This window comes from Pseudomonas sp. 3MA1, from assembly GCF_029237275.1.
GTDB classification, from domain to species: Bacteria; Pseudomonadota; Gammaproteobacteria; order Pseudomonadales; family Pseudomonadaceae; genus Aquipseudomonas; species Aquipseudomonas fluorescens_AP.
In genome coordinates, this window is record NZ_JAACFX010000001.1 from 234,926 (window position 1) to 247,183 (window position 12,258).

The 12,258-nt window shown below is 62.4% G+C and carries 12 protein-coding genes and 1 pseudogene; 4 read left to right on the forward strand and 9 right to left on the reverse strand.

What is annotated here, in order from left to right:
- Positions 1-125: 125 nt before the first annotated feature.
- A complete protein-coding gene (locus tag GWQ44_RS01110; RefSeq protein WP_016965533.1) occupies positions 126-1,691 on the reverse strand; it encodes an AmpG family muropeptide MFS transporter in 1,566 nt (521 codons plus the stop codon).
- Positions 1,692-1,733: 42 nt separating this feature from the next.
- Positions 1,734-2,087 (reverse strand): MGMT family protein, encoded by a 354-nt coding sequence (locus tag GWQ44_RS01115; RefSeq protein ID WP_016965532.1) that lies wholly within the window; start codon positions 2,085-2,087, stop codon positions 1,734-1,736.
- 159 nt (positions 2,088-2,246) lie between these two features.
- On the opposite strand from GWQ44_RS01115, the gene GWQ44_RS01120 reads away from it, so the two are divergent.
- Complete coding sequence (locus GWQ44_RS01120) at positions 2,247-3,254, forward strand: DUF481 domain-containing protein (RefSeq protein WP_275926466.1); 1,008 nt, start codon at positions 2,247-2,249, stop codon at positions 3,252-3,254.
- A 106-nt stretch (positions 3,255-3,360) separates the two neighbouring features.
- On the opposite strand, the gene GWQ44_RS01125 is transcribed toward GWQ44_RS01120, so the two are convergent.
- The gene (locus tag GWQ44_RS01125) at positions 3,361-3,570 is read right to left on the reverse strand and encodes a cold-shock protein (protein ID WP_002554837.1); all 210 of its coding nucleotides are present in this window, start codon (positions 3,568-3,570) and stop codon (positions 3,361-3,363) included.
- Between the two features lie 352 nt (positions 3,571-3,922).
- Between GWQ44_RS01125 and dcd the strand changes: the two genes are divergently transcribed.
- A complete protein-coding gene (dcd, locus tag GWQ44_RS01130) occupies positions 3,923-4,489 on the forward strand; it encodes a dCTP deaminase (protein WP_016965530.1) in 567 nt (188 codons plus the stop codon).
- Positions 4,490-4,594: 105 nt separating this feature from the next.
- Positions 4,595-4,807, forward strand: coding sequence for a hypothetical protein (locus GWQ44_RS01135; RefSeq protein WP_103739560.1), 213 nt, complete (start codon positions 4,595-4,597; stop codon positions 4,805-4,807).
- Between the two features lie 69 nt (positions 4,808-4,876).
- Here GWQ44_RS01135 and GWQ44_RS01140 read toward each other — a convergent pair whose 3' ends face one another.
- The 6 genes from GWQ44_RS01140 to GWQ44_RS01165 form a co-directional block, all read right to left on the reverse strand.
- Entirely contained in the window at positions 4,877-5,641 is a 765-nt protein-coding gene (locus GWQ44_RS01140) for an ATP-binding cassette domain-containing protein (RefSeq protein ID WP_275926467.1), read from the reverse strand.
- Between the two features lie 14 nt (positions 5,642-5,655).
- Entirely contained in the window at positions 5,656-6,774 is a 1,119-nt protein-coding gene (locus GWQ44_RS01145; RefSeq protein ID WP_275926468.1) for a succinylglutamate desuccinylase/aspartoacylase family protein, read from the reverse strand.
- A 24-nt stretch (positions 6,775-6,798) separates the two neighbouring features.
- Positions 6,799-7,509 (reverse strand): ABC transporter permease, encoded by a 711-nt coding sequence (locus GWQ44_RS01150; protein ID WP_016965526.1) that lies wholly within the window; start codon positions 7,507-7,509, stop codon positions 6,799-6,801.
- Positions 7,506-8,234, reverse strand: coding sequence for an ABC transporter permease (locus GWQ44_RS01155; protein ID WP_016965525.1), 729 nt, complete (start codon positions 8,232-8,234; stop codon positions 7,506-7,508). The genes GWQ44_RS01150 and GWQ44_RS01155 overlap by 4 nt, the downstream gene beginning before the upstream one ends.
- Positions 8,235-8,290: 56 nt before the next feature.
- Positions 8,291-9,073: a transporter substrate-binding domain-containing protein gene (locus tag GWQ44_RS01160; protein WP_016965524.1), complete on the reverse strand. Its 783-nt coding sequence runs from the start codon at positions 9,071-9,073 to the stop codon at positions 8,291-8,293.
- Positions 9,074-9,404: 331 nt separating this feature from the next.
- Positions 9,405-11,834 carry a penicillin acylase family protein gene (locus GWQ44_RS01165; protein WP_275926469.1) on the reverse strand — a complete coding sequence of 810 codons (2,430 nt, stop codon included), beginning with the start codon at positions 11,832-11,834 and terminating at the stop codon, positions 9,405-9,407.
- 293 nt (positions 11,835-12,127) lie between these two features.
- Here GWQ44_RS01165 and GWQ44_RS01170 point away from each other — a divergent pair.
- Positions 12,128-12,241: pseudogene (locus GWQ44_RS01170) on the forward strand (cysteine hydrolase); the annotation flags it as partial.
- Positions 12,242-12,258: the final 17 nt, after the last annotated feature.

Genomic DNA, 12,258 nt, shown 5'->3' on the forward strand with positions numbered 1-12,258 from the left:
GGCCGTTGTCGGTTGCTGAAGACTGGAAGTGACGGAGCATTGTACGGGCGAGTTCCGCTGGCGTACAGGATTGCGCTTGGAAGGGGCGGGAGCGACAGAGAAAGGCTCGTAACTCCCGGGATTTTCTACGATTCTTCGCCGACGGCGGTGCTGTTGGCGGGGCTTTCCGGCTCGGGTTTGGGCCCGGCACGGCGGCTCTCCTGGAACCAGTGAATGGCGATCAGGATCAGCGTCGGCACCCCGAGTATCGCGGTGATAAGGAAGAAGTCGTGGTAACCGAACTTTTCCACCATGACCCCGGAATAGCCGCCGATCAGGCGCGGCAGCAACAGCATGATCGAGCTGAGCAGGGCGTACTGGGTGGCGGAGAACTTGAGGTTGGTCAGGCTCGACAGGTAGGCGACGAAGGCTGAAGTGGCCATGCCTGAACTGAAGTTGTCCAGGGAAATGGTGACAACCAGCATTTCCAGGTTCGGGCCCATGCCGGCGAGCATGAGGAACAGCAGGTTGGTGGCGGCGGAGGCGGCGCCGCCAATAAACAGGATCGGCAGGATGCCGAAGCGCACGATCAGCAGGCCGCCCATGCCGGCCCCGAGCAGGGTCATGATCAGGCCGAAGATCTTGCTGACCCCGGCAATCTGGTCCTTGGTGAAGCCCTGGTCGATGTAGAACACGTTGGCCATGACACCCATCACTGTGTCCGACATGCGATAGGTGGCAATCAGTCCCAGCAGCAGGAAGGCTTGCCAGCGATAGCGCAGGATGAAGTCGTTGACCGGTGTCAGCACTGGCGCCAGGCCGCGGCGGCCCATGGCCGACAGGCACAGGGTGGTGAGGGTGATATAGAGGATTGCCCGCAGGAACGCGCGGTCTTCCAGCAGCAGGTCCAGCAGGCTCATGCCATCGAAGATCACGCTGGCGAAGTCGGTGTTGTAGAGCTGGGTGAAGGTGGCGGGCACCGACACCAGCAGCACGATCAGGACGAATACCGAGATCAACTGGTGAGCGAAGCTGTAGCGTCCCGCGGAGAGTTGGGTGCGCAGTGGCACGGCAGGCTCACGCATCAGCAGGGTGGTGATCAGCGCGGGGATCATCAGCACGCCGAACAGCACGTAGGTGCCGGTCCAGGCTGAATGCTTGTAGCTGAAGCCGGTGGAGCCGAAGCCTTCGGCGAAGAACAGCGCGCCGGCAGTGGCCAGCAGCACCGCCACCCGATAACCGGACATGTAGCTGGCGGCCAGGGCGGCTTGTCGACTGTCGTCGGCGATTTCCAGGCGGTAGGCGTCGATGGCGATGTCCTGGGTCGCCGAGGCAAAGGCCACGATCACGGCAATGGCGATCAGCCAGGACAGGTGCTTTTGCGGGTCACAGAAGCCCATGCCGATCAGGCCGAGAATCACCAGGGTCTGGGCCAGTACCAGCCAGGAGCGGCGCCGGCCGAGCTTGCCCAATATTGGCAGGCGCCATTGGTCAAGCAGCGGGGACCATACCCATTTAAAGGCATAGGCCAAACCGATCAGGCTGGCATAACCGATGGTTTCGCGGGCCACACCGGCCTCGCGCAACCACACCGAAAGAGTCGAGAACACCAGCATGTAAGGCATGCCGGCAGCGAAACCAAGCAGCAACAGCACGAGCGTCGAGGGGCTGGCATAGGCGGCAAGTGCGGCGCGCCAGGTTTTACGGGGCATGGGCTGAAGTCTGCCTCAGGTTACGGAAACAAAGCGCGCACTCTAACCGCTGTGCTCTACCGGGCGCCAGCCATGGCGCTGAATATCCACGCGATTATTCCGGATAGTGACGCCTTCATCGCGCAGTCTGGCGCGCTGCTCGTCGCCTGATGGGCTGCCGACCGGCAGGCTGATGCGGCCGCCGGCGCCCAATACCCGGTGCCACGGCAGGCGGGTGTCGGCCGGCAACTGGCTGAGGGTGCGGCCAACCCAGCGCGCGGCGCGGCCCAGGCCGGCCATTTCTGCCAGTTGGCCGTAGCTCACCACTTTGCCTGCGGGAACCTGGGCCAGGGTCAGGTACAGCGCCGTGCGTCGGATTTGCGCAGGATCCTGCGGGGCTTCGCCGTGTTCGGTCACATTCGCGGTTCCAGATTAATGAAGGGCCGTGGATCGGTTCAGAGGATAAGGGCTGACTGCATATTGAACTCATTCTCAATACCCGGGTCAGTCCTGACTAAGGCGTGTTCAGCAGGAATAATGCCGTTTTTTTTCGCAAGATCGAGCCCTGTATTACCTATGTTGCCTAGAACGTTGTTGTGTTTCGCGGTGCTCAGCGCCTCCATGCCTGTCCTGGCTGATACCGTCTGGTTGAAGAACGGTGACCGCCTGAGCGGCAAGATCAAGGTTTTCGATGGCGGCAAGCTATTGCTCCAGACCGACTATGGCGGCGCCATTTCCATCGACTGGAAACAGGTCAAGACCCTGGAAAGCGATCAGGAACTGCTGGTCAAGCAGGATGCCTACACCGGTGAGAAGGCCAAGTCGCTGCAGGCGGCGGAGGAGGGCAAGGTCATTCTCGCCAATGGTGAAGCGCCCAAGACTGTGGAGTTGGCGAGTATCCAGCAGATCATGAAGCCCAGGCCGCTGGTCGAGGACATGGTGTGGAAGGGCAATATCGACGTGGCGATGGACTACAAACGCGCCGAGAAGGATACCGATGACTACGACATCGACTTCAAGACGTCGGCGCGCCATGGGGCTTGGCGCCACAATGCGCAGGGTGAGTACAACCGTGAGTTCCAGAATCACGTGGTGACCACCGACAACTGGAGTGCCGAATATGCCCTGGACCGTTTCATCACTGAAAAATGGTTCTGGGAAGGACGCTTGACCTACAAGCGTGACAAGGTCGAGGAGCTGGCACGACAGCGGGTGGTGGGTACCGGCCCCGGCTACCAGTTCTGGGATGATGAATTGGGGGCGTTCTCCCTGGGCTCGCTGCTTAACCGTACAGATTACGAATACGCCGATGGCGGCAAGGACAACTTCTATTCCCTGGCGATGAAGTGGGATTACAACCGCTATCTGATCGGCAAGCGGGTGGAATTCTTCACCAATGGCGAAATCGGGCGACCGCTTTCCGGGGTGGCCGACTATGCGTTGGATGCCGAGATGGGGTTGCGCTACAAGGTTACCGACTGGGCGTCGTTGAACCTGAAGGCGGAAAAGGACCTGATTCGCGGCACCGAAGACAGCGATCTGGACAAGACCCGCTATACCGTGGGCTTTGGCGTGACCTGGTAATCCTGGGTGGCCCGGGCGCCTTTCTCTTGAGGGCGCCGACAAAAAAACACCGGGCACAAAAAAGCCCCGCTGTTGAGGGCGGGGCTTTTTACTGGATCAGTACAAGTTAGATAACTTGAACTTCTTCAGCTTGCATGCCTTTCTGACCGCGGGTAGCGATGAAAGAAACCTGTTGGCCTTCTTTCAGGCTTTTGAAGCCGTCGGATTGGATAGCTTTGAAGTGTACGAACAGGTCGTCACCGGATTGTGGAGTGATGAAGCCGAAGCCTTTTTCATCGTTGAACCACTTAACGGTACCGGTTTGGCGATTAGACATGGTGTATCTCCTTGGACAAAGTTAACTGCGACTCAGGAAAAGCCCTGGCCGAGACTGAGTGCAAAGAGCAGGAAAAATTCTTGGAGATGGTTGGATCGAAATTCAACATCGTGTAGAGATTCTCAGTGACACAAGCAGCACAGTGGCGCCACCTTAACCCTTTTTCCTGAACGTGCCAATGGCTAGGGCCAAGGTTTCTCGGTTTTCGTGACTGACGGCCCGTCGTTCGTCGCCGAACCCTTGAAAAACCTGGTGTCAGGCGAGAAAAACGCCCCGGACTTTGAACCCGACCCCGTGCCCCGGTAAGATGCCTGACCGTTTTTTTTCACCTCGCTATTTCAGGACACCCGCCATGAGCATCAAATCGGACAAGTGGATTCGCCGCATGGCGCAAGAGCACGGCATGATCGAGCCCTTCGTAGAGCGCCAGATGCGTGGCGAAGGCCCGGATCGGCTGATCTCCTTCGGGGTGTCGAGCTACGGCTACGACGTGCGTTGCGCCGATGAATTCAAGGTGTTCACCAACATCAATTCGGCCACCGTCGATCCGAAGAACTTCGATGAAAAGAGCTTCGTCGACATCAAGAGCGACGTCTGCATCATCCCGCCGAACTCCTTTGCCCTGGCCCGCACCGTCGAGTACTTCCGCATTCCGCGCAACGTACTGACCATCTGCCTGGGCAAGAGCACCTATGCCCGTTGCGGCATCATCGTCAACGTGACCCCGCTGGAACCCGAGTGGGAAGGCCACGTGACCCTGGAGTTCTCCAACACCACCACCTTGCCGGCGAAGATCTACGCCAACGAGGGCGTGGCGCAGATGCTGTTCCTGGAGTCGGACGAAGAGTGCGAAGTGTCCTACAAGGACCGCGGCGGCAAATACCAGGGCCAGCGTGGCGTGACCCTGCCGCGCACCTGAGTGCGTCCGTCTGACAAATAGCGGGAATTCCTGAGCGGACCCACACTCTATTGGGTGTATTTCCGGTATGCGCGAGGCATGCCGGGCCCAGCTCAGGAGTGCCCCATGAAGATAGATCCGCGAATCAGCGCCACCTTGGCCAAGCTGGAACCCAATCAGGTCGGGCTCCTGGCCTGGACCCTGCTGGCCCATCCCAGCGTCGAGATGGCTGGTGGCATTCCCGGTCAGCCCGACCCGGATACCCCGCAACCCCTCGAACCCCAGGAACCAGGCGAGCCGACCTTGCCCGACGAGCCGCCACCTGCGCCCGTGGCCTGAACCTTCCCGTCGCCGCTCGACGCCCCGCCCGCGGCATATCGGTGCGGACGGGGGCGTTGTCGGTGTTCGCTACTTCAGGTTGCCGCTGAGAAACTGCTGCAGGCGCTCGCTTTTCGGGTGACCCAGCACCTCCTCCGGGGCGCCTTCCTCTTCCACCAGGCCCTTGTGCAGAAACAGCACCTGGCTCGACACCTTGCGTGCAAAGCTCATCTCGTGGGTGACCATGATCATGGTCCGGCCCTCTTCGGCCAGGCCCTGGATCACCTTGAGCACTTCACCCACCAGTTCCGGGTCCAGGGCCGAGGTCGGTTCGTCGAACAGCATGACCTCCGGTTCCATGGCCAATGCCCGGGCGATGGCCACCCGCTGTTGCTGGCCTCCGGACAGGAAGGCCGGGTACTGCCCGGCGACCCGGGCCGGCAGGCCGACCTTGTCCAGATAGCGCCGGGCGCGCTCCTCGGCGTCCTTGGTACTGACCCCCAGCACCCGGCGCGGGGCCATGGTGATGTTTTCCAGCACGGTCATGTGGCTCCACAGGTTGAAATGCTGGAACACCATCGCCAGGCGCGTGCGGATCCGCTGCAGCTCGGCCGGGTCGGCCACGTGTATGCCGTGACGATCGCTGACCATGCGGATCGGCTGGCCATCCAGGCTCATGGCGCCGTCGTCCGGGGTTTCGAGAAAGTTGATGCAGCGCAGGAAGGTGCTTTTACCCGAGCCGCTGGCGCCGATCAGGCTGATCACGTCGCCGGTCTTGGCCTTCAGAGACACACCTTTGAGCACTTCATTGTCGCCATAGCATTTGTGCAGGCCTTCAACGGTCAATTTGTACATGGTGGCTTGCATCCTCAAGGCGAAAGTAGATAGCCGCTGCGATAGGCTTCGCGGCCGGCGATGTGGGCGATCACCATGCCGGCGGTGGCCATGCGCCGCAGCGAGCGGGCGTACAGGAGCCCGGCGTTGTTGCAATGGATAGGGGTGACCCGGTCGTGGATCGGGTCGATGATTTCAGCCACCTGCTGTCCGGCTTGCAGGTATTGCCCCGGCAGTGCGGTGAACACCAGCAGCCCGCCCACCGGCGTTGCTAGCGGTTCCACTCCCGCCAGCGGCGTGGCCGGGAAGGGCAGCTCAGGCAAGGGCGGCGCCTCGGCGGCGATGGCGCCGACATGGGTCAGGTAATCCAGCATGGCCTGGCAGTCGAGACGGGCCAGGTCATGATTGACGTCGCCCTGGCCACGCAGTTCGACGGTGACCGCAAAGCTGCCCGTGGGAATGGCAAAGCGTTCGCCGAAGCGCTGTTGCAGTTGCCACCACAGCAGACTGAAGCATTCATCGAACGACCAGGCCGCCGAGTCGGTGGCCAGCAGGCAGGCTTGGGCGCCGATGTAGCGGGCCAGGGGCTCGACCTGTGGCCAGGCTTCGGGGGTGGTGTACAGGTGCGCCACGGCTTCGAAGTCGCAGTGCAGGTCCAGCACCATGTCGGCGTCGCAGGCCAGCCGTTGCAGGGTCAAGCGCAGGGATTGCAGTTGCGTCTCGGGGCGTTGCCGGGCCAGGGCGTCGGCCAGGTGCCGGCGCACCAGACCGAGGTTGTGCTGGGGATCGTGATTGAGCAGTCCTTCGACGGCGTTGCCCACCTCTTCGCTGAGATCGACGAAGCCGCGATTGAAGTTCTGCCCGCTCTCCAACTGATAGCGACCCAGGGGCACGTCCATCAGTATCTGTTCCAGGCCTACCGGGTTGGCCACCGGCACCAGAACGATTGCATGCCGCAGGCGACCTTCGGCTTCCAGTTCCGTCAGGCGCTGCTTGAGGTGCCAGGCCACCAGCATGCCGGGCAGTTCGTCGGCATGCAGGGAGGACTGGATGTAGATCTTGCCCGGGGCCTGGGCGGGGCCGAAATGAAAGCTGTGGACCTGGCGCGCGGTGCCCGGCAGGGGGGCGATCAGGTCGTGGATCTCGTGGCGCATTGACAGTTTTTCCTGCTGCAAGTCCTAGTGGGTCGGTCCGAGAAAGGCCAGCCAGCGGCGCTCGGCGAGACGGAACAGACCCACCAGGGTGAAGGTCACGCACAGGTAGATGAGGGCGGCAATACCGAACGACTGAAAGGTCAGGAAGGTCGCCGAGTTGGCGTCCCGGGCGATTTTCAGAATGTCGGGAATGGTCGCGGTGAAGGCCACCGTGGTGGAGTGCAGCATCAGGATCACTTCGTTGCTGTAGTAGGGCAGCGAGCGGCGCAGGGCCGAGGGCATGATCACGTAGGCATACAGCTTCCAGCCGCTCAGGCCGTAGGCCTTGGCCGCTTCGACTTCGCCGTGGGCCATGCTGCGGATCGCCCCGGCGAAAATTTCCGTGGTGTAGGCACAGGTGTTCAGGGCGAAGGCGAGGATGGTGCAGTTCATCGCGTCGCGAAAGAACGCATCCAGCAGCGGTTGCGCGCGGATCGCGGCGATGCTGTAGATCCCGGTGTAGCAGATCAGCAACTGGATATAGAGCGGCGTGCCGCGAAACAGGTAGGTGTAGAACTGCACCGGCCAGCGGATGTAGCGCTTGGGTGAAACCCGGGCGATGGACAGCGGGATCGACACCAGAAAGCCAATGCAGATCGACGCTGTGAGCAGCCACATGGTCATGGCCAGCCCGGTCATGTGGTAACCGTCGCTGTAAAGGAAGGGACGCCAGTATTCCTGCAGGAGTTCGATCATCGCACGGCCTCCCGGGCGCCGGCGGCGTAACGCCGTTCAAGCTTGCGCAGGACAACGTTGGAGGCGCTGGTGATCAGCAGGTAGATCAGCGCCGCCAGGACCAGAAAGTAGAACAGTTGATAGGTGCTCTTGCCGGCGTCCTGGGCGGCCTTGACCAGGTCGGCCAGGCCGATGATCGACACCAGGGCCGTGGCCTTGAGCATCACCATCCAGTTGTTGCCGATGCCCGGCAGGGCGAAGCGCATCATCTGCGGGAAGACCACGAAGCGAAAGCGCTGGCCGCGTTTGAGGCCATAGGCGGTGGCCGCTTCGACCTGGCCCCGGGGCACCGCCAGGATCGCCCCGCGAAAGGTTTCGGTGAAGTAGGCGCCATAGATGAAGCCCAGGGTGATCACCCCGGCGCTGAAGGGGTTGATCTCGATGTATTCCCACTCCATGAAATCGGTGAAGGAGGTCAGCCAGGTCTGCAGGCTGTAGAAAATCAGCAGCATCAGCACCAGGTCCGGCACGCCGCGGATCAGGGTGGTGTAGAGCTGGGCCGGAACCCGCAGCAAGGCCAGGCTGGAGAGTTTGGCGCTGGCGCCGATCAGGCCGAGCAGGACGCTGACCAGAAGCGACAACACCGACAATTTGATGGTCATCCAGGTGCCTTCCAGCAGCAGGGGGCCGAAACCCTTAAGGCTGAAGGCGGAAAGCCCCAGGTTTTTTAGAAGTTCTTCGAGCATCGATCAGTGACCCGTCGCGATAAAAAAGGCGCCCATCGAAGATGGGCGCCGACCGGTTATTTACCGCTGTAGAGGTTCAGGTCACCGAAGTGTTTTTTCTGGATGGTGGCGTAGGTGCCATCATCGTGTAACGCTTTGATACCTTTATCCAGGAGCGCTTTCAGCTCTTTGTTACCTTTCGAGATACCGACCGCGGTCTTGGCCGGCAGCAGGGGGTCTTCCACCGGCTTGCTGACTTCGTAGTCCGCGCCCTGTGGCGATTTGAGGAAGCCCAGCTCGGCTTGCAGCATGTCCTGGATCGAGGCGTCGAGGCGCCCGGAAGTCAGGTCGGCGTAGACCTGGTCCTGGTTCTGATAGGCCTGGGTCTTGACCCCGGCCTTGTCCAGCACGGCCTTGGCATAGGCTTCCTGAATGGTGCCCTGCTCATAGCCCACGGTCTTGCCCTTGAGCGAGGCGGTGTCTGCGCTCAGGCCCGAGCCCTTCTTGAACACGAACGAGGTGGGACCGGAGAACAGCTCGCTGGAGAAATCGATGACTTTTTCGCGGGCCGGGGTCACGGTCATGGAAGAGATCACGCCGTCGAACTTGTTGGCTTTGAGGCCGGGAATCATGCCGTCGAAGTCACTTTCGACCCATTTGCACTTGACCTTCAGCTCAGCGCAGATGGCATTGCCCAGGTCGATGTCGAAGCCCACCAGGCTGCCGTCGGCGGCCTTGGATTCGAAGGGGGCATAGGACGGGTCGACGCCAAAGCGCAGTTCCTTGTATTCCTTGGCCAGCGCGGAGCCGGCGGCCATGCAGAGAGCCAGTGCGGAAAGGGTCAGCAATGCTTTTTTCATTATTCAATCCCTAAGAACCAATATGAGCGCTTGTGGCGCATGAGTACTGTTACTGGAACGCATAAGACATATTGAAAGTAGCAATTTCCGAACCAGAGTCCCGAACAAGTGTTTTAAAACCCTTGGGGTGCAGGCGTCAGGGCTGGCGCGCGCTGAAATGGGGCGTGTTTTGGCGCGGGCGCCAATAGGGTGCAAGGTGCACAGTCGATCGCCGGAGGCGCTGGCTTGGGGATCACGCTGGGGCGTAGCGCCGGCGGCGGGGGCGGGTTGTTCGTTTTGGGGCAGGCCCGCTTGCACCGGATGGGCAAGCGGGTGGCAGAGTGCCAGGCGCTTACTTGCCCGGAACCAGGGTCAGGCGGGTCTTGCCGTAGCTGCGCTCGAAGTTCTGCGGCTGCATCGGCAGGCTCAGGTACTGGGCCTTGAGCCAGCCGTCGATGCCATTGGCGTAGTTCGGGCTTGCCGGGTTGCCGGACTGGCCGCTGCTGTTGAGGCCCATCAAGGGTTCGCTGAGGCCGAAATCCACGATCAAGCGCAGGGCTGGAGTGTCGCGGATGACGAAGTCCTGCCCCCAGTGGTAAGCGGCGCTGTTGAGGGTGTTGTGATCGCCTCCGGCCTGCATCGGGGCGCGGATCTGCCGGCCACTGCTGCTGGTCCATGAGTAGCTGTGCAGCTTGCCCCATTGCCAGGCCTTGCGGTCGGCTCCCAACAGTTGCTCGCCGGCATTGATGGCTGCCACCAGGCTGCGGGCGAGGATCGCCGGTTTGTCTTCCTTTTGCGCGCTGCGCGAATCGTCCCAGAACGGGCTGTCTTCCTGACCCAGCAGGTGGTCGGCCTGGGCCGAGTAGGACAGGTTGCCGTTGGCGACGAAGGCCTGCCAGGCGCTGCCGGATTCCGGGCCCAGTTTGTCGAGGAAGATCTGCTTGGCGCTTTCCTGCAGGAACAATTCGTACAGCGCCGCGTCGGCTGAGCCGGCAGTGACCTTGCCATCGAACGCCAGCAGGCGGCTGTAGGCCTCCCGGGCCTTGGCGCGGTCGGCATCGGGCAGCGCATCGATGGCCTTCTTCAGTGGTTGAGCCATGCCCGGGGCTTCGAACATCTTCTTCAGCTTGGCGGCGAACAGGGTGCTCTGGTCGTACTGCAGGGCGATCAGGCTGCGGTTGTCCTGCTTGCCGCTGGAGGCCAGTTCGGCCATGCGCTCGGCCCGTTCCGGGGCCTGCCAGGAGTTGGACAGTTGCATGCCGTAGCCGCGGGAGATCACCCGCTGGTTGGCGGTGGCGATCCAGCCCTGGGGCGGGTCCTGGTCATAGGGGTGGAGCATCGGGTCGGCGTAGCCGTCCCAGTCGTAGCGGCCGTCCCAGCCCGGGGAAGGCAGCAGGCCTTCGCCTTCGCGACGGTTGGGGAAGCGCCCGGTGACCTGCCAGCCGATGTTGCTGGCATCGGCGAACACCATGTTCAGGGCGATGGCGCGGATTTCCCGGCTGGCGTCCGAGGCTTTCTCGACGTTCTGCGCCCGGGACAGGTCGAAGAAGGCGTCCAGGGTCTTGTCGTCCTTGAGCTCCGGCGTTTGCAGGGCCAGGCCGAAACCGCTGCCCGAAGCCGCGCCCAGGGCGCTGTTGAGCAACGGGCCGTGGCGGGTTTCATACACCGCTTCGCGAATCGGCCGCTGGCCTTTGACGAAATAGGTTTCGTTGCGCACGGCCACCGGCTGCCATTTACCGTTGTTCTGGTAGTACAGGGCGTTGCCCTGGCGTTTGAGTTTCTCCAGGAACAGGTCCTGGTTGTCGCCTTCCACCGAACTCAGGCTCCAGGCCACCTTGCCGTTGAAGCCCTGGAGAATTGCTGGCAAACCGGCGATGGAGGCTCCGGCGGCCTGGTACTTCGGTGCGCGGATCTGCGCGTAGTACCAGGCGGGCAGATGGCTGTCGACGGCCAGCAGGCTGCGGCCGGTGCGGCTGCGCTGCGGGGCGATGGCCAGGTTGCTGCCGCCGCGCACGCCCAGGCTGTTGAGCTGGCCCATGCGGTTGGCGGCACGGCTGACTTCGTTCAGCCCGGGAATGGTGAGATTCAGCCCCTTGAGTTTGTCGGCCTCGGCCAGCGGCAAGGGTTCATCGGGATAGCTCGGCGTCAGCCACGGCAGCTTGTCGCTGCCGACCTTTTGCGCCAGGACCAGGGCGTTGATCTCTTCCAGCAGGTTGGCGGACTGGCCGAAATTCAGCAGGCAGAAGATCAGCGCCGAGTCCTCGGCCTTCCAGTACTCGGGGGTATAGCCGGTCGCCGCCAGATCCGGCGGCAGCTTGTCGCGATAGCGGAACAGGTAGGCGTTGACCCCCCGGGCGTAGACCTCGAAGAAGCGCTTGATCCGTGGCGACGAGGCCTTGTACAGCTCGTCGGCGCTTTTCTTCAGGTTCACCGCGCGCATCAGGCGGTCGACATCCAGCACCTCGGCGCCGGACATCTCGGCCAGGCGGCCCTGGGCCAGCAGGCGCAGGGTGACCATTTCGCCGATGCGGTCGCTGGCGTGTACGTAGCCCAGGGTGAACAGCGCGTCATGGAAGCTGCTGCTTTCGATCAGCGGCACGCCCACCGCGTTGCGGCGCACCGAGACGTTCTGCGCAAGGCCCTTGAGAGGCTGCACGCCAGACGTCGGGGGCAGGCTGCTCTGTGAGTTCCAGGACTGGCAACCGGCCAGGCTCAAGGCACCGGCCACAGCCGCGGCAACGCCGAGCCGGGGAAGAAAATGTGAAAGGGCTGGCGAGGCCATGGTCAAGCTCCTGCGGGGGGGTAACGTCGATAAAGGCGCTACGTTAGTGAGCGGGCGAGTGCCGCGCAAGCGGGGGCAGGAGGTATTTCTTGATGGTGCTGCAAATAGCCAGCGCCGGTACGTCGACAGTGGCCAGAGCGCGTAGGAGCCGGCTTGCCGGCGAACAGGTTTTATCGGCTTGCACCGCCTTCGCGGACGCCTTCGTTGGCAAGCCAGCTCCTTCAAGGAATGCTCAGACGGCGGGATTGACCTGCTCGACCAGGGTACAGACCCGTTCTGTGGCCGGTCGGGCCCGTACTGCCGAGGAGGTGCATGCCATGTCGCTGGCCAATCTGCAGGGCGAGTACGCCACCGTCCTGAGCCAGGAGCAGCTCCTGGCCGCAGAGATCGGGCCGGGCTGCCGCTGACGGCGTAGCGCCCTGGC